The sequence below is a fragment of the Peribacillus sp. RS7 genome (genome assembly GCF_041956845.1).
GTDB lineage: Bacteria > Bacillota > Bacilli > Bacillales > DSM-1321 > Peribacillus.
This window is the reverse complement of record NZ_CP168135.1, coordinates 2,694,393-2,712,851: the sequence shown is the minus strand read 5'-3', so window position 1 is coordinate 2,712,851 and position 18,459 is coordinate 2,694,393. Positions and strand designations below refer to the sequence as shown.

Here is an 18,459-nt window from a genome sequence, read left to right as displayed (position 1 = left end):
AGCTACTGCACCTTGAATGGCTAATCAAGTAATAACTCGGACTTAAACACGATTACAGCATTTCCCGCAATTCTTACTTCCTCTGGCTCCTGATTACAAATTTTCACTTGAACATCAATGATACCCGCCCGTTTTATAGCTTCGCCCTGCACTGCTTTAAAACTGAATAAAGAATTATCATGTTTGACAAGTCCATGGTGTATTAAATATGCGCCTAAAGGACCGTTCGCATTACCCGTAACAGGGTCTTCGTTAATACCAATTGCAGGAGCAAACATTCTTCCATGAATTAAAATTTCCGAGTCGGGAGCATTCATCGTAAAAACATAGAAACCATTGCAATTAATTAATCCACTGACTTTTGTAAGTAGATCCATATTAGGGTTTAATTGGTGAAGAAGTTCCGAACTCTTAATTCCAATCATCACCTTGGAATGCCCGGTAGAAACGATTTGTACTGGACAATCTTCTAATAAATCATTTTCACTAATATTGAGAGCCGTTAATATGTTTTCCAAAGCTACACCATCAATCACCGTTTCAAAACTAATACTACCCTGCGTCATTATAATTTTGTAATCATTATCTTCATTAATCACATCGACTGGTAAAATGCCGGCACCGGTTTTATGATAAACTTTAACTGTATTTATACTATTTTCAACTGCACGAGCATAGTGGGCCGCAATCGTCGCATGTCCACAGATGGGAACCTCATGTGTAGGTGTAAAAAAACGAATCTGTACATCATATTCACTATTGTCTGATTTAAAGATAAATGCCGTTTCCGAATTGTTAAGCTCTCTTGCAATCCTCTGCATCTCACCCGAAGATAATCCATCTGCATTTGTTATTACACCAGCCGGATTACCTGATAATTTTTCTTTCGTAAATGAATCAATTTGATATAATCGGTATTTTCTTGCCATGTCATTTCCCACCTTTAATATCTTCAAATTCTTGTCCTTTCACTATCTTTAATTCTTATTATAGTAAAAGTTCCCCCGTTGCTTCTATAAAGTGCTTGATGGAGTTAAAACATGCAGCAACAATTACATCGGAATGTACCCTTTTGTCATAAAACAAATATCAAAATAGGAAAAAAACTGAAGACCATAACTAAATAAAGCTACGAATCTGTTTGTTTGATAAATAACCTAAAAAATCAAATTGGGTTAAGGACTAATTAATCCATTAGAAAAGGGCTGCCGCAGCAACCCTCATTTTTTACTTGGATTTTCTTATCAATGCAACAAAACAAACTTCGCTTAGAAAAATCAAAAGTGAATTATAGGTTAATCACTTTATCTTCCGTCTGAGTATCTGTCTGAGTATCAGCTTGTCCACGTTTACCTATTCCAAAAGCGAAATAACTAATTACAACGATACCTAGAAATCCTATTCCTACCATAAGCGACATCCGTGTGTCATCATTAAACCACATGCCGATTAACACCATAATCAAGAAAGCGATGGTCAGGTAGTTTGTAACAGGTGCAAATGGCATTTTGAATGGATGATTGTCCATCTCGGCTTTTTTTACTTTTCTGAATTTAATTTGGCTGATCAGAATGACAAACCACGGAATCATACCAGGAAGTACACTCGCACTGTATACATGCACGAATAAATTTTCTGGTGCAATATAACTCAAAACAACGCCAATCGCTAACCCGACTATCACTCCGAACGTACCGAATAATGGGACACCACTATTAGATACTTTCGCAAAGAATTTTGGCGCTTGTCCATTCATACCTAATGTATAAAGCATACGGCCTGCACTGTAAATACCACTATTGCAGCCAGACATAGCAGCCGTGATTACGACAAAATTAATAATTCCAGCTGCTGCTGTAATACCAACTTTCGCAAAAGTCGCAACAAATGGGCTGCCGATCGCGCTTAATTGATCCCAAGGGTAAACGGTTACAATAATGAAAATCGCACCGATATAGAAGATTAAGATACGCCAAATGGTACTTTGAATCGCTTTGGTTATCGTTTCTTGCGGATTTTTTGCTTCACCCGCTGTAATCCCAATTAGTTCTACACCTTGATAAGCTGCAACGACTAATGAAAGAGCAAAGAAGAACCCTTTCCAACCGCCCGTAAACCATCCACCATGTTCCCAAAGATTCGATAACCCTAATGCTTCTCCTCCGTTACCGATGCCAAAGAAAATAAGTCCAAATCCTGCAACGATCATTAATATAATCGTTATGATTTTAATCAGTGCAAACCAAAATTCAATTTCACCAAAGGATTTAACTGAAATTAAGTTCGCTGCTCCAAGAATCACCATTGCGATTAAACCTGGTATCCACGCAGGAAGATCAGGGAACCAATACTGCATGTATGTCCCAACTGCAATTATTTCAGCCATCCCGACAATAACCCACTGGAACCAGTTACTCCATGCAGTCATATACCCTGCCAATGGATGAATGTACTTATAGCCAAATGTTGCAAACGAGCCTGTACTTGGTTCTAAATACAACATTTCCCCCATTGCACGCATAATTAAAAATATAAATAACCCTGAGATTGCATAAGCTAACATTACAGAAGGACCTGTCCATTGAATCGTGCTGGCTGAACCCATGAATAAACCAACACCAATCGTACCGCCCAAAGCGATCATCTGAATATGACGGCCTTTTAACTCCCTATTCAAATCTTTGTTTGCCATTCCATTTCCCCCTACACTACTAATAGTCGATTCTGATGCAAGATGTTTATTGCTCTCCCTATTTAGTACAGAAATGATATAGCAGGCTCCACTTTTCACTATCATAAAGCTGCCCCATAAAATCATTCTTCACTTCTAATTTAAGCAATCCTGACAGTTAATAAGATTCTTAAAAATTATAACGTAATTCCAGATCGTGGATTTCAAGTTAATGCTGTATCAAGTATCATAAGAACTTTGAACCAAGCATTTAACCTAATCACCCACTCGCATGGAAAGCGCTTACTTTTTATTGGTTTTAAAAGTGAAATCCTTAAACGTTATCTGAATATAGTAACTCGAATAAAAGAGTATTACAACTCTTTTATTCGGCTACTAGCAGATATATTTATGCTGTTACTAAAAGTGACCTTAATTTCAGCTTCACCAACATATCATTCGTCATTTTTTCCAAATCATATTCCGCCTTAAATCCCCACTCTTCTTTTGCACAGGTTGAATCTATTGTATTTGGCCAACTATCGGCAATGGATTGTCTTACTGGATCTACGTCATAATTCATGACAAATTCCGGAATATGCCTTTTTATCTCGGCTGCAATTTGCTCCGGATCAAAGCTCATTGCAGACACATTGAAAGAATTCCGATGTTTTAATTTTGAGGCATCGGCCTCCATTAGGTTAATGATGGCAGCTAATGCGTCAGGCATATACATCATATCCATATACGTTCCCTTATCAATGTAAGAAGTATATCGCTTGTTTTTAATCGCTTCGTAGTAAATTTCAACTGCATAATCGGTTGTTCCCCCGCCGGGAGGTGTAACATATGAAATCAATCCCGGGAATCGAAGACCCCTCGTATCAACCCCAAATTTATGATGGTAATAATCACATAATAACTCCCCTGATACCTTATTAACTCCGTACATCGTATTCGGTCTTTGAATGATGTCTTGCGGTGTACAATCCTTAGGTGTGCTTGGACCAAACGCACCAATTGAACTCGGTGTAAATAATTGGCAATCAAGTTCCCGTGCCGATTCCAAAGCATTGACCAATCCGCCCATGTTTAAATGCCAAGCTAATAGAGGCTTCTTTTCAGCTGTTGCTGACAATAAAGCAGCTAAATGTATGATCGTATCCACTTCATGTTTTTTTGCCATATTAAACATCGCTTTTTCATCTGTAACATCTAAAGTCTCGAATGGACCTGATTGGACAACATCGCTGTCCGTTTTCCGAATATCTGTTGCAATGATATTATCAGATCCATAAATCTCTCTCATTTTCAGCGTAAGTTCTGAACCTATTTGACCTAAAGCCCCCGTTACCAAGACCTTTTTCATCAAAATCCCTCCCCTTTTTCTCTCTGCAGCAAGCAATTCCCTTAAATGATCGACATCTCTTTTCCTACTTTTTCATAAATGGCTAGTGCACTATCCAGCATCTCTTTTGTATGAGCAGCTGTAGGCATATTCCTCACTCTCCCTGTTCCCTTTGGAACGGTAGGAAATACGATGGATTTAGCATACACGCCTTCTTCATTCAGTCTCTTACTGAATTGCTGCGTTTTTGCTTCATCTCCTATAATGCAAGGCGTAATCGGTGTTTCGCTCTCCCCGATATCAAACCCTAATTCTTTTAGGCCCTTTTTCAAGTACTCGCTATTTTCCCATAGCTTATTTTGAAGATCTGAGCTATTCATCAAAATATCAATTGCTTCTATACTAGCTGCAACTGCTCCCGGTGTGACAGCAGTTGAAAATAAAAATGGACGGCTTCTCACTTTTAACCAATCAATTAAATCTTTCTTTCCTGCTACATAGCCACCTACAACACCTATCGCTTTGGATAAAGTTCCAATTTGGAAATCCACTCTATCCGATAACCCGAAGTGCTTTACCGTTCCAGCACCATTACCCAATACCCCTGAGCCATGTGCATCATCAACATAAGTAATTAAATCAAACTCTTCTGCAATCTCAACAATTTCAGGGAGCTTGGCAATATCCCCATCCATCGAGAAAACGCCATCAGTAATGATCATGACCTTGTTATACAATCCGGACTCTTTTGCTTGACGTGCTTTCGCTCGTAAATCGTCCATGTCCGAATGAATGAAGGGAATAATCTTTGCTTTGGATAATCGACATCCATCAATGATAGAAGCATGATTCAATTCATCCGAAAGAATGGCATCATGTTTATCCATCACTCCTGAAATCGCTGCCATATTACAATTGAAGCCCGATTGATAAGCAATCGCCGCTTCTGTATGTTTAAATTCAGCAAGCTTTTCTTCTAATTTGACATGAATATCCAATGTTCCGTTGATCGTACGAACGGCACCAGCTCCGACACCATATGTTTTCGTTGCTTCTATGCAAGCCTCTATCAATCGTCGATCTGTCGCTAAACCTAAATAGTTATTTGATGATAAATTAATTAACTCTCTGCCTGCAATGGTGATTACCGGACCGTTTGGACCTTCTACAGGATCAATAACGTTGTAAAGGCCTTTTTCTTTTAAATCTTCCAAATTTTCTTTCAAAAATTTATTTAATATTTCACTAGACATTTAATATACCCCCTCATTGATGGTTGGAATAAGTGCAGGATTATTATATGTTTTACCCCAATTTCAAGAATACTGAAATTTACTCTTTTTTCTAAAAATACACGTGTCCTCTCCATAAACACATAGGGAAGTAACCTAAATCCCTTTATACTAATAGTTATATCAATCATAATAATAGAAAATTTTAAGGTTGTCCATATTGTGTGGACAAAAAAATCGGAATTTTTGTAGTTTTGTAATAAAGATCGCTCAAAAATGTGTTTAAATCGGGGTAAATTCAAAGAGAATATCATCATCAATTTTCCAAGTTAACCTATGTTTTATCTTCTGGTTTTTTGGAGACCTTAACAAATGATCACAAATAAGGAGGGGTATAAAGTGAAAACAGAAGATGAAAAAACCTCAGAAGGCTTAAATGAGATTTTTGAAATTATCAATGCAAAAGGTGACATAGGAGAATTAAAAGAAATCGTTCAAAAATCCGATGACCAAATAAAGGAAGACAAGTAATCTAAGAGGATTTAATTATCCTCTTTTTTTATCGTTTTCCATGGTTCAAATGGACAGTTTGAGTCAAATACACAACAAAGGGCCCATCAAAACTTCCATTTAGTTCCATAAAAAAAGCTGATGACCAGCTCCTGAAAGTTGAGGTAAATTTCACGTACAAGAAAATTAAAAAATGTTATGCACATGATCAGGAGGAATTAGGATTTTTCCCATTTCCCCCTTCCATTATCCACACCTTATGCACGGCTAAAATTGAAGCCAGTTCCTTTCTTTGATGCCGACTTCGAATTTACATTACGGGTTCATCTTTTTCATCTTGTTAAGTAAAGGACCCTCTGAATTTTTGTTTTCCCCTATTACAAAATTCGTCATCTAATAGGTCAAATTAACCAAAATGATTATTGGTTTTTTTAAACAATAACTCATTCACAAAGTAAACTCCGTTTGGGATTTGATCCAATTACAACACCGATATATAAACATATATACCGCATGTCACTTGAAAGTATGTTCATTGGTGGAAAAGATATCGGCATTCTTTGAAGATTGTACATATACCGCTCCTTTTCTTGATAAACAATAAGGATACCAACTAGATCTTCTCCTTCAAGTTAGGCTTGAGTTTATTCCTACATCTATTTTCAGCATAAGTGAAATAATTAACAAGAAGAGATATCCAAAGGGAAAAAGGAGAATGACTATGAATATCCCCATCCCAATTTCACAAAACCAGACTTTTTAAAAGGTTAATGAACTTGTATAAATGAGCAGAAGGTGCCTTAGGGACACCTTCTGCTTTTTTTGCCATTTCACACTTTCTAGTGTCTTCAATAAAATCAAACGAAAAGAAATAGACCCTGAAATCGGAAATGTTTTTCCCGAAACCAGTGCCTAATATGATGTACTTGATTAAAATAGTTGCTATTTCCTGAACCCTTATCCCCTATATTTCAAAGCTAATCCTTTTAAGAAATTCCTGGCGTATCGATCTCCGCACTCTTTATAATTCCTATGGCCAACTTTTCTTAAAATAGCGCTTAATTCTCCTTTGGTTATCATGACTCCTGCTTCCTCCAAGATATCAATCATATCCTCACTGGTTAATGTCAATGCTATTTTCAGTTTCTTCAGAAGGATATTATTCACACTTTCCTTATTCTTTACAGCCGGTGCCTGGCTTTGAGGCTGACCAGGTTTTGGCTCTTGTCTCCCTCTTTTAAAAATGATCAAGCCATTTAAAAAGGACTCTAACATCATGTTATTGCAGTTTATCCCTTCTTCATCTTCATCTATATCATCGTCGTATTCATCATAGTAATCATCTTTTGGTTTTGTGAGCATCTGCATGACTTCTTCTCTTGTCACTTCAATGTCCCCAAGTTTAAATATCTCTACCATATCGTTATTTTTTATATCCAGCGCGTATCTTAATCGAATTAATATATCATGATTATGCATCTAATAACCTCCTATGTATTTCTCAATTTTCACAGTACCTTCATTATTTCACAAATGGATGGAAATAAACGCAGATGAAAATCCGAGAACCTTTTACAGATTCCCGGATCCTTCTGCTTATTCTTTAATCAGCTTCAACGAGGTAACTACTTCAACATGACTCGTCTGCGGGAACATGTCCACCGGCTGCATGGTTTCAACGCTATATGAACTGCTTAGTTCTTGTAAGTCCTTCGCCAATGTGGATGGGTTACATGATACGTACACAATGGTTTTCGGTTTAACTTTCAAGATTGTTTGCAGTAGGGATTGATCACAGCCTGATCTTGGCGGATCGACGACGAGTACATCCGGTTTCCAGCCTTCTTTGGTCCAGCGTGGCAGGATATTCTCGGCTTTGCCTGTTTCATAGTATACATTGTTGCGATTATGTTTTTTTGCATTTTTCTTGGCGTCCTCAATGGATTCTTTAATGACGTCCATTCCTCGGACTTCTTTGGCATTTTCAGACAGCCATAGTCCAATGGTCCCTACGCCGCAATAAGCGTCAACGACTTTTTCCGTGCCGGTTAAAGCTGCTGCTTTTTTCACTTCATCATATAAGCGAACAGTTTGGACCGGGTTAAGCTGGAAGAATGTACGCGCTGATAGTTCGTATGATATGTCACCCAATGTTTCGTTGATGACTTTTTCGCCTGCCAAATGAATCGTTTTTTCCCCAAAGATAAGTGAGGTGTTTTGGTTGTTGATGTTTTGAACGACCGATTTCACTTCTGGCAGTTGGTCATGAATTTGTTTAAGCAGCTGATCCTTTTGTGGAATTTCTTCCGCTCCTGTGACAAGGACAACCTGCACTTCACCTGTTTCAAAGCCTACCCGAGTAATGACCGTACGGATTACACCTTTTCTTTTTCTTTCGTTATAAATCGAGATATTCAGGTTCTTTAGTATCTTTTTCACCGTACGTGTTACTTTATTGGTTGCCTTATGCTGTACAAGGCAATTCGGGATATCGATCAGTGTATGGGAATTCAACCCGTAAAGACCAGCAATCAATTTGCCATCTTTTTGGCCTACTTGGTACTGACTTTTATTGCGATAATTCCAAGGATCTTCCATACCGATCGTTTCTTTTATATTTAATGAAGAAACTGGGAATTCCGAATGACGTTCCATCGCTTGAATGACGATATCGCGCTTTTCTACAAGCTGCTGGTCATAGCTTAAATGCTGTAACTGACATCCGCCGCACTCTGCGTAAACCGGACATGGTGCTGCAATCCGATGTGGCGATTCTTTCCGGATGGTTTTAATTTTCGCTTCGGTAAAGTTTGGCTGTACTTTTGTGACCAAAGCTACAATTTCTTCACCTGGTAATGCTCCAGGGACGAAGACGACTTTCTTTTTAAAATAACCGACTCCCTCTCCGTTAATGCCAAGCCGTTTAATGGTAAGGGGAAGGGTTTGATTCACTTCCAGTTTTGTATCTTGAATGTTTGTCATTTCTTTTCACTCCGTTTTTCGATGCTTCTCCACAAATAGAGGGAAGCGTAGCTTAGATATGGAGCCCAGTTCACACTATAGGATTCCATTTCTTCTTGGGTTGGCTTTTGCGGTAAGCCATATAATATTTTCAAGGCATTTTGAATGCCAATATCGGCTTTGGGAAATAGGTTCTGCCGGCCGAGTCCAAAAAGCAGGAAGTTTTCAGCCGTCCATCTACCGATACCGCGTATTTTTATTAGTGTATCCATAACCTCTTGATCGGAAAGCTTATCCATTATACCAAGATTGAGATGGCCCTGAATGATTTGCTCGGAAAGCCCGATGACGTATTCCGCTTTCCGGCCACTGAATTGAATGGCCCTTAATTGCTCAACTTGAAGTTGGGCGGTTGTTTCCGGTGTCGGATAAAACCAGGCACCTTCTATCTGGTAGCCGAATGTTTTAACGAATCGTTCCGTGAGCGTATGAGCAAAAGATAGGTTTAATTGCTGATGTATGATGCATTTGACGAGGCAACTGTAGTAATCGAAGTCCAAGACTATGGCTGTACCGCGGTGCTCCTCGAAGATTTCCCGCAAATCGGATTCCCGAAAATGCCGGGAAACGCCTTCTAATGGCTGATGCCAATGAAAAACCTTTTTTAACCGTTCGATTGCTTTAGACTTGTCCTCTTCTGAATGACCTTTGATGATAAAAGATGGTTCTTCGATATTTCCTATTGCCTGAACCTGCAAAACGATTGGTTCTTTTTCTATATATAGCGGAACTTTTACCGTCCTGTTAGTAAAATCAACTACCTGAAGTGGGTCTAACGATAATCGTTCGAGAACTAGATCGAAATTATAGGGTCCTTGAACCTGTAATTTTTCTGTCCACACAATCGATCCATCCTTTAGCAGTTTTCCACGTATTATAGCATGTTTCCAGAAATATTACTTGAAATAGAGGAGAATGGATAAAAGCAGGACCTGAATCATCACTACAGGACCCGCTTTTAATTTTAATAAAGCATTCGGTTTGGCAATTGTTTCTCAATCATTAAATCATCAAGGCTGCTGAATGTGTATCCCTGTTTTTCAAGATCCGTCAGTATCGAGTCAAGTGCTTCCGCATTATCCCTCGATACTGTATGCAGTAATAATATCGCGCCGGGATGTATCTGCTTAAGCACCTCATCGTGTGCGAACGCGGCACCCTTTTGTTGATCGACAATCCAGTCTCTATATGCCAGTGACCAAAAGATGTGGTAATACCCTTCTCTTTTTGCGATTTTCATTGTTCTTTCATTAAATACCCCACGAGGCGGCCTTAAGTAATTCATTCCCTGTTGCCCGGTTAATTTTTCCGTCGCTTTTTTTACCCGCTCGAGCTCAGTGCGAATGACATCGTCCGTCACGCTGGTCATATCCGGATGGTTCCATGAATGGTTCCCCACGATATGCCCTTCATTAGCCATACGGATAACAAGCTCAGGCGCCGTTTTTAAATAATGACCCGTGACAAAAAAAGCTCCAGGAGCCTTATGTTTCTTCAGAACATCTAAAATCTGTGCCGTATAACCATTTTCATAACCGTTATCAAATGTTAAATAAACGTCTTTTTTCTTTGTATCCCCTTTATAAATCGCTTCATATTTAGGCAGCATTTCATTGAATTTTTTACCGGCATCGGCAGGTGTCCCATTTCTTCCTTTATTGAAACCCCAGTTATAGGATTCCGCAAAAGCTGGACTTGCCAAAGAGCATATCAAGCATATAAAAGCGGAAAAAATCACCATTTTTTTCATTGGAATATCCCCCATGTTCTTTTTTCTTAGTGTTTGGAACATAGAGATTTATATGCATGATATTGTGAAGGCCGAATTATCGAATTGTGGGACGAATCCTCTCAACAAAATCTTAATCCCACGCAAAAAAGGCCTTTCCTCCGAAAAGGATTGGCCCCTCCATATTGGTTTATCCTTTAAATAACGCTTGTGCCGCCTTCCAAATAATGGCGATAGCGAAAATGAGAACTGTTACAATTCCGACTACGTCCAGGAATGTTTCAAGACCGGAGAAGATCGTGTTTGCCACAGGAAGTTTGATGAAAGCAAAACCGGTTAACATGGCGATAAAGAATAAGATGTAGCTATTCTGCATGAAAATCCCCCCTTTCTCTTCTAATGTATGTGCGACCGTTCCAAAAGATTGTACTTTTCTAAGGTAATTATCGCCTTTTTTTTCATATACATTTAGCAAGGGGGGAATGAAATGCTGGAATGGGTTATCACGTTAGGGTTTGTTGGTTGTCTTGGTTTAGGTGGTGGAGTGTTTATTCATTTTGTGAAAAGTGGATTGAATTTAGAGGATTCTTCGAGGGTCGATCCACTGCCGGAAATAGAAGAGTAAGATAGCAAAAGACGCCCAACCGATTGGTGAGCGTCTTTTGCCATACATTTATTTAAAAACTGGTTCTTTGAATTGTGCCAATTTTTCCAATGAAGATTGCTGAACATCTTTATGCAAGCTGTTACCATGTGAATCCATGGTAACAACGGCTGTAAATCCTTCAACATTCAGATGCCACATTGCTTCAGGAATACCAAATTCAGTGAAGTTCACGCCTTCTACGGATTTGATGCAGTCTGCATAATATTGAGCAGCTCCGCCGATTGCGTTTAGATAAACGCCGCCGTGTTCACTTAGTGCCTCAAGTGTTTTTGGTCCCATTCCGCCTTTACCGATAACTGCACGGATGCCAAATCGTTTCATGATATCACCTTGGTATGGTTCTTCACGAATACTTGTTGTTGGTCCCGCAGCCTTCACATGCCATTTACCTTCTTCGTCCTTCAGCATTACTGGTCCACAGTGATAGATGATTTGTCCATCCAGGTCGATTGGAGCAGGATTTTCAGATAAATGTTTGTGGATAGCGTCACGGCCCGTATACATTCTGCCGTTAATATGAACTACGTCACCAACTTTCAATTCACGGATTTGCTCTTCCGTGATAGGTGCTTGCAGGGTGATTTCACGGGAAGCTTCAACGTCGGATTCTACAGCGGCTGCCACTTCTTCCTTCGCTTCTTTTTCTGCTTCTAGAGCGAAGTCGATTTTCTCTCCTTCTTGATATAACCACTCATTGATTTCGCCTGTTTCCGGATTCACTTTCACTCCTAAACGGCGGAAAGCCCAGCAGTTATAAGCCACGGATACGAAAAAGCTTGCAGGAATACGGTGCATGACACCGATTTTACATCCAAGCAGTGTAGTTTCGCCGCCAAAGCCCATCGTGCCGATTCCCAATTCATTAGCTGTCTTCATGATGTAATCTTCAAGTTTACGAAGATCTTCATTCGGATTCACATCTTCATTACTGCGGAAAAGTTGAGCCTTAGCCAGATCATATCCGGATGAACGGTCCCCGCCGATACCAACGCCGATGAAGCCGGCACTGCAGCCTTGTCCTTGTGCTTGGTAAACAGAGTGAAGGACACATTTACGGATTCCGTCCAAGTCACGGCCCGCTTTCCCCAATCCTTCAAGCTCCATAGGAAGACTGTATTGGATGTTTTTGTTTTCACAGCCGCCGCCTTTTAAGATGAGACGAACATCAATGTAGTCTTTTTCCCATTGATCGAATTTCATGACAGGAAGACCTTCCCCAAGGTTATCCCCGCTATTTTCACCCGATAAAGAGTCAACGGCGTTTGGACGAAGTTTTCCGCCCTTTGTTGCTAAAATGATTGCATTTCGGATTGCTTCTTTTATTTCAAGTTGGTTCACACCAACTGGAGTTTTTATTTTGAAAGTCGGCAGACCCGTATCCTGACAAATCGGTGATACATTGTCGTCAGCCATTGTAATATTATTCGTGATGGTGGCCAAGCTCAATGCAGAACGAGTACCTGCATTTTCACGTTGTTTTGCACTTTTGACCGCACGACGAACATCCTTTGGAAGATTCGTTGAAGTTTCAACGATAAGACTGTACATACTTTCTTGGAATTTTTGAATATCCAAATTTCTCTTCCCCCTCTTATTTCCCCTAGATTTAATCATTTCCCTGCTTCTCTATAAATAGCGAATGATACAACACCCGTTTTATTATACATCTAACATAATCTTTCGAAAACAAGTAATTATTTTTCTTAATGAAAAGCAAATTGGTGAGGAATCTTCAAAGCGCCAAGAATAGCCCATGACTAAATTTTCATCACCAAACATTTCCTATTTGTTATGAACGCTATTCATCATTATTTATAAAAAAGGGATGACGCAGGTTGCACGTCATCCCTTCATGAATATTAACATTGAAAAAATCATACTATCGAAACAGATATTATTCTTCCCTGGTTTTGAATTGTTCAACTTTGCCTTCCAAATCATCTAACATGCCGATTAAGCGGTCTATATCTTCCAGTTCAGTATTTTCAGGTTCGATATGATCAAGAACCTCCATGAACATCGTTAGGCGTTCTTTTAAGTATGTTAATTGTTCGTTTTTACCTGTAATGGATTTTCCCATGAGGCACTCTCCTTCCATTCTTCTTTCATCGTAACGAAATCTGCTTGAAAGTGCAATGGCAAGCTATAAATGCAGCTCTCCGCCATTTGACAATTTTTGTCCCCATTGTTCATAATGGGTTAGTGCATTATTACGTAAGGAGTTTTAAACATGTCAATAATCAAGCAAGACCTTTTAACACCAATTACACCCAAGTATGATCCTTGGGAAGCATATATGGACGTTGAACAATATGGAAAGCTCAGCCTGACCAACGTGGAGTTCACAACCACCACACTTTGCAATATGCGTTGTGAGCATTGTGCTGTCGGTTACACACTTCAGCCCAAGGATCCCGATGCTCTGCCACTGGAATTACTGATTCAGCGCCTTGATGAGATTCCTTTGCTTCGCTCGCTCAGCATCACTGGCGGAGAACCGATGCTATCAAGAAAACAAGTGAAGAATTATGTTTTGCCTCTATTGAAATATGCCCGTAGCCGTGGGGTCCGGACACAAATCAATTCCAATTTGACCCTTGACTTGGAACGGTATGAGGAAATCATTCCCTATTTGGATGTCCTGCACATTTCCCATAACTGGGGAACGATAGATGAATTCATTGATATCGGCTTCGCCATGATGGACCGAAAACCATCGCGGGTACAGCGAAAGAAATTATTTGATAAAATGATCGAAAATTCCCGTGCCCTGACAAAGGCCGGTGTGCTGGTTTCAGCAGAAACGATGCTTAATAAACGCACATTGCCCCATCTTGAACATATTCACAGACAGATCGTCGATGAAATGGGATGTCAAAGGCATGAAATTCATCCGATGTATCCAAGCGACTTCGCTTCAGCACTTGAAACGTTATCATTGGAGAATATGCGTGAAGCGATTCATCATTTGCTTGATATCCGTGATGAAAATGTATGGATGCTTTTCGGTACCCTGCCATTCTATCCTTGCAATAACGGTAAAGAGGATATTGAGCTGCTTCAACGCCTTTATGATTCACATAAAGTGACTGTTCGAAATGACCCTGATGGACGTTCCCGGTTGAACGTCAATATTTTCACCGGGGAAGTTATAGTGACCGACTTCGGTGATGCACCTACATTGGGAAATATCATTGATCGGCCATTGACCGAATCGTATGACACATGGATGAATTCAAAACTGGCCAATGAGTTGAACTGCCACTGCCCGGCAGTCAAATGTCTTGGCCCGAATGTTCTCGTCAAAAATGCCTACTACCCAAAGGAAGACTTTAGGATGAGGAAGTCAACCATATGAAGAAAAAACTCGCCAATCCGGCGAGTTTTTTCATTTTACCTGGGTTGCTGCGAGACTGTAAAGCTGAAGGAAACATGGTCCTGAACCGGTATCCATGCCCCGATTCCTTGTGAAGTGATGTTCTTGATCGTTATGGTTCTTTTATTTCCTTTTAGATTCAAATATACTTCCCCATATGTGACCTTTCCTTTTTCATTGACGGCGGAAGCATAACTGGATAAATAACCAATCCTATTTGAAGCAACATTGTATACTTGATCTTTTTTCGTACCAGCTCCGATGATCGTTTCGAAAGCCAATGGCAAATTGGTTTTTTCCGTGGCTTTTAAAAGCATCATCTTTTGAACATCCTCAGCCTTAGGGATTTTGGCGGTCAGACCGCCACTTACTGCCTTCTGACTTTCCTGGACGTAACGGATCCTGTATGGAACTTCACCGCCGCGATTATCATAGTAATTCATATTGATCTTTTGGTATTCCCAGTTTGGGGCAGTTTCCGAAGACTCATAATTCAATGCCCAATGGCCAAGGTAAATGGTCGCCCTGTATCCAAAAGCAAGCGGAGCCTTTGCAATTGCTGATTCATTCAACATATGAATGAGTTCTGGATTTTCAATCTTTATATCCGACGAATCAATCAATTGTTCGGCAAACTTACTCGGCTGTAGCATTGGCAGATCTTGAGTCGAGTTCGGATACGTATTCTCCTTTGCAATATTCAATACGGAAGGTGGGATTTTCACCTTATTCGGAGTTGCTATATCTCCTGGTATATCTGCTGCAAAACCTACATTAGCCTGAATGAAGGCAAATAGGGCAAACATCGTAATAAGAATAATTCTTCTCATGCTGTCGCACTCCTTTTGAGGGGTTCAATCATTTGTTTATAGATTTTGTTTTTAGCCGACATTCTATACATTTCAATCTGATGTCGATTTTGTAATATATTTGTAAAGTTCAGAATATTTACTTTTCTATTCAAATCGGTTATACTTAATTTACATTATAAAAAGGAGGCGAAATCGTTCATACCTATAACTCTTTCAGGAGGTATGCTTATCGAACAATCCACGACACCCTTTTAAAGGATGACAGAAAACGAATTCGCCTATACTTAAATCTGATGTAAAAGGATGGTGTGACACTCTAGAATATTTTCTCAACTTTTACAAAAGCATGATGAAAAATTTTGGATTAACTTATGGATGGTAATTTACTAATATAGAAATGACTCTGCTAAATCTAACCTGAGCAGAGTCATTTTTATTTTTTTTTATAAAAAAGAGACCTTCCGCATCGGAAGGCCAGCATTCTTATAATAAGTAAAATCCAATCCCCATAATGAAGTATGCTGCCAATAGGGTAAGGCCTTCAAACCAGTTCGTTTCCCCGTCATTCGAAATCATGATCATCAGGAAGACTGCTGTAACCATTGATATCAGTTCTGGCCATGTAAAAACAAGCGGCATATGTGTTGGATACATTAACGAAATCAGTACGAGTACAGGTGCTACGAACATCGCAACTTGAAGTGTGGAACCAACGGCAATCTCCACAGCGACATCCATTTTATTTTTATAGGCCATTATGACGGCGGAAGCATGTTCTGCCGCGTTACCCACGATCGCAACGATAATGACTCCGATGAATAACTCCGTCCATCCGAAGGTTTCCCCCACTTCGCTGAACGTATGGACAAGTTTCTCCGATACGAACGCAACAGCCAATGTAGCGGCAGCAAGTATTATAATTGCCTTTTTCTTGCTCCACTCCGGTTCTTCCTCTTCATGTTCCTCGGTTTGCTCCGTATGCTGATATACCCCTCGGTGAGTAACCAATTTAAAGAATAATGCAGCAAGGTATAATAAGATCAAAATGATGGAAATTCCGACACTTAACGACATCGTGCTTGATTCACTCATGTTTTGTGTGAATACTTCCGGTATGACGAAGGCTACAATAACAGCAAAAATTAACAGGCCGGCATTATGCCTCGCATCGAATACACTAAATTTCTGCCGTTTATATTTGGTCCCTCCGATAAAGAATGATAGTCCTGCCACCAACAATAAGTTTCCTAAAACGGAACCAGTCAAAGACGCCAATACGACACCCACTAGTCCCGCTTTTAATGAAAAGATGGATATGATCAATTCTACTGCATTACCAAAGGTTGCATTCAATAGTCCGCCAATCCTTGGTCCCATAACTATCGCTAAGCTTTCAGTCGCCCGGCCCATGAAGCCTGCAAGCGCGACGATTGTTAAGCAATATACTATGAACATGATTACGCTCGGCCAATGCAATAAAGACCCAATGACAGATAAGGGGACACCTAACAGGACAAGCCCCAAAAATATTTTATTCACGATACTTCTCCTCACAATCCTATAGTTCTTTATGTAACAAAAACTATCATACATAATTTCCGGGCGATGACAAAGGAAAATTTTATCATCCCTTCGCTTCTTGTCAATTACCCAAATTTCTATTGCTTAATCCTCTTACTAAGATGTAACATCAAAAAGGTATACATTTCTTAGGAGACATGACCTTATGAATAATAAACTGCTTTTAAGTGTTCTAATCATTATTGTCGGCATATCAGGGTTTTCTCAAGGGATGCTTCTGCCGATCATCGCCATCATTTTTGAAAATGACGGAATCAGTTCATCCTTAAACGGGTTCCATTCAGCCTCCCTTTATATTGGGATTCTGTTGATTTCTCCTTTTATGGAAGCGCCACTCCGTAAATACGGGTATAAGCCATTGATATTATTTGGCGGGATAACCGTCATTCTATCGCTTGCCTTATTCCCGGTTTGGAAATCATTCTGGTTTTGGTTCGTACTCCGTTTCTTCATTGGAATCGGCGATCATACACTCCACTTTGCTACCCAGACATGGATCACTGCTATTTCACCAATAGCAAAACGAGGAAGGAATCTTGCCATTTATGGACTTTTCTTCAGTCTTGGCTTCATGGTCGGCCCGCTAATGACGAAGCTTCTCGAGATTAATCAGTCTTTGCCTTTCATCATGACATCCATACTTAGCCTTCTTACTTGGTTAACTGTTTTCCTTATTAGAAATGAGCTTCCTGAACAGGATGACTCTGAAAACACATCATTCCTTGGAACACTCAAAAGGTTTTCAAAGGTGAGCCGCATAGCTTGGGTCGCTTTTTTACTTCCGTTCACCTTTGGCGTGCTCGAAGCATCATTGAATAGCAACTTTCCAGTATTCGCCTTGCGCTCCGGAATCGATTTAACCGCAGTATCCATCATCATTCCGGCATTTTCCGCCGGGACCCTGCTTACACAGATTCCCCTGGGGATGATCAGTGACCGCTTTGGCCGGCGAAAGACCTTGTTGACGATTCTTTTTTCAGGCTTTGCCGCATTCACTCTGGCAGGGATTTATTCCTATTCAGTTCTTGGCCTATTCATCTGCTTTATGATTGGCGGAATGATGGTCGGTTCGACTTTCTCGCTGGGTATCAGTTATATGGCAGATCTTTTGCCTCGAAACCTTTTACCCGCAGGAAATTTATTATGCAGCATTTTCTTTAGTCTCGGCAGCATCGGCGGTCCATTCTTTGGCGGCCTGGTCATTGAACACGTTCAGGGTGGGAATTTTTTCTATATGATCAGTATCATGCTTTTGCTTGTCTTCATTTCATTGGCCTTGTTTAAGGAGAAAATGCCTGCTTCAGTTATGTAGTATATTTTATTATCTGGACAACTCCATTTATTATTCAATTTGCATGGTATTTAGCAATAGTGCCTGTAAATGCACTTTATATTTTTTGCTAGATTAGAATCATTCTTCTTTATTTCTGAATAGGATATGTGGTAATATAATATTAACAAAAGGGACATCACGTTAATAAACCTTTGAAAACATTGCTGTCATCGCAATTA

At 39.8% G+C, this 18,459-nt stretch carries 17 protein-coding genes; 4 read left to right on the top strand and 13 right to left on the bottom strand.

Annotated features, from left to right (window positions below; all coding sequences use genetic code 11):
- Positions 1-20 precede the first annotated feature (20 nt).
- The 4 genes from ACDZ29_RS13690 to ACDZ29_RS13675 all read right to left on the bottom strand — a co-directional run bounded on the left by ACDZ29_RS13690 (position 21) and on the right by ACDZ29_RS13675 (position 5,272).
- The gene (locus tag ACDZ29_RS13690; protein WP_289323627.1) at positions 21-929 is read right to left on the bottom strand and encodes a PhzF family isomerase; all 909 of its coding nucleotides are present in this window, start codon (positions 927-929) and stop codon (positions 21-23) included.
- A gap of 359 nt (positions 930-1,288) precedes the next feature.
- Positions 1,289-2,692 (bottom strand): amino acid permease, encoded by a 1,404-nt coding sequence (locus tag ACDZ29_RS13685; protein ID WP_289323626.1) that lies wholly within the window; start codon positions 2,690-2,692, stop codon positions 1,289-1,291.
- A gap of 388 nt (positions 2,693-3,080) precedes the next feature.
- Positions 3,081-4,040: an L-threonine 3-dehydrogenase gene (locus ACDZ29_RS13680; RefSeq protein ID WP_375091034.1), complete on the bottom strand. Its 960-nt coding sequence runs from the start codon at positions 4,038-4,040 to the stop codon at positions 3,081-3,083.
- A 41-nt stretch (positions 4,041-4,081) separates the two neighbouring features.
- Complete coding sequence (locus ACDZ29_RS13675; RefSeq protein WP_289323624.1) at positions 4,082-5,272, bottom strand: glycine C-acetyltransferase; 1,191 nt, start codon at positions 5,270-5,272, stop codon at positions 4,082-4,084.
- Positions 5,273-5,650: 378 nt separating this feature from the next.
- Between ACDZ29_RS13675 and ACDZ29_RS13670 the strand changes: the two genes are divergently transcribed.
- A complete protein-coding gene (locus ACDZ29_RS13670) occupies positions 5,651-5,782 on the top strand; it encodes a hypothetical protein (RefSeq protein ID WP_289323623.1) in 132 nt (43 codons plus the stop codon).
- 936 nt (positions 5,783-6,718) lie between these two features.
- Here the strand turns inward: ACDZ29_RS13670 and ACDZ29_RS13665 are convergent.
- The 5 genes from ACDZ29_RS13665 to ACDZ29_RS13645 form a co-directional block, all read right to left on the bottom strand.
- Positions 6,719-7,240, bottom strand: a complete 522-nt coding sequence (locus ACDZ29_RS13665; RefSeq protein ID WP_289323622.1) for a DUF1456 family protein — start codon at positions 7,238-7,240, stop codon at positions 6,719-6,721.
- Positions 7,241-7,357: 117 nt separating this feature from the next.
- Positions 7,358-8,743, bottom strand: coding sequence for a 23S rRNA (uracil(1939)-C(5))-methyltransferase RlmD (gene rlmD, locus ACDZ29_RS13660; RefSeq protein WP_375091033.1), 1,386 nt, complete (start codon positions 8,741-8,743; stop codon positions 7,358-7,360).
- Complete coding sequence (locus ACDZ29_RS13655) at positions 8,740-9,624, bottom strand: DNA-3-methyladenine glycosylase (protein ID WP_370013800.1); 885 nt, start codon at positions 9,622-9,624, stop codon at positions 8,740-8,742. Before ACDZ29_RS13655 ends, rlmD begins: the two co-directional genes overlap by 4 nt.
- A gap of 122 nt (positions 9,625-9,746) precedes the next feature.
- Positions 9,747-10,532 (bottom strand): delta-lactam-biosynthetic de-N-acetylase, encoded by a 786-nt coding sequence (gene pdaA / locus ACDZ29_RS13650; protein ID WP_289323619.1) that lies wholly within the window; start codon positions 10,530-10,532, stop codon positions 9,747-9,749.
- Between the two features lie 169 nt (positions 10,533-10,701).
- Positions 10,702-10,887, bottom strand: coding sequence for a hypothetical protein (locus tag ACDZ29_RS13645; RefSeq protein WP_289318071.1), 186 nt, complete (start codon positions 10,885-10,887; stop codon positions 10,702-10,704).
- A gap of 111 nt (positions 10,888-10,998) precedes the next feature.
- Between ACDZ29_RS13645 and ACDZ29_RS13640 the strand changes: the two genes are divergently transcribed.
- On the top strand, positions 10,999-11,136 hold the full coding sequence (locus ACDZ29_RS13640) for a hypothetical protein (RefSeq protein WP_289318072.1): 138 nt from the start codon (positions 10,999-11,001) through the stop codon (positions 11,134-11,136).
- 48 nt (positions 11,137-11,184) lie between these two features.
- Here the strand turns inward: ACDZ29_RS13640 and ACDZ29_RS13635 are convergent, their stop codons facing one another.
- Both ACDZ29_RS13635 and ACDZ29_RS13630 read right to left on the bottom strand, forming a co-directional pair.
- Positions 11,185-12,753, bottom strand: a complete 1,569-nt coding sequence (locus tag ACDZ29_RS13635; RefSeq protein WP_289318073.1) for a fumarate hydratase — start codon at positions 12,751-12,753, stop codon at positions 11,185-11,187.
- A 319-nt stretch (positions 12,754-13,072) separates the two neighbouring features.
- A complete protein-coding gene (locus tag ACDZ29_RS13630; protein WP_375091032.1) occupies positions 13,073-13,258 on the bottom strand; it encodes an SE1561 family protein in 186 nt (61 codons plus the stop codon).
- 156 nt (positions 13,259-13,414) lie between these two features.
- On the opposite strand from ACDZ29_RS13630, the gene yfkAB reads away from it, so the two are divergent.
- A complete protein-coding gene (yfkAB, locus tag ACDZ29_RS13625; protein WP_375091138.1) occupies positions 13,415-14,536 on the top strand; it encodes a radical SAM/CxCxxxxC motif protein YfkAB in 1,122 nt (373 codons plus the stop codon).
- Between the two features lie 35 nt (positions 14,537-14,571).
- Here yfkAB and ACDZ29_RS13620 read toward each other — a convergent pair whose 3' ends face one another.
- Positions 14,572-15,384, bottom strand: a complete 813-nt coding sequence (locus ACDZ29_RS13620; RefSeq protein WP_370013797.1) for a YfkD family protein — start codon at positions 15,382-15,384, stop codon at positions 14,572-14,574.
- A 465-nt stretch (positions 15,385-15,849) separates the two neighbouring features.
- Entirely contained in the window at positions 15,850-16,908 is a 1,059-nt protein-coding gene (gene cax, locus ACDZ29_RS13615) for a calcium/proton exchanger (protein ID WP_289327218.1), read from the bottom strand.
- A 184-nt stretch (positions 16,909-17,092) separates the two neighbouring features.
- On the opposite strand from cax, the gene ACDZ29_RS13610 reads away from it, so the two are divergent.
- On the top strand, positions 17,093-18,259 hold the full coding sequence (locus ACDZ29_RS13610) for an MFS transporter (RefSeq protein ID WP_375091031.1): 1,167 nt from the start codon (positions 17,093-17,095) through the stop codon (positions 18,257-18,259).
- Positions 18,260-18,459 lie beyond the last annotated feature (200 nt).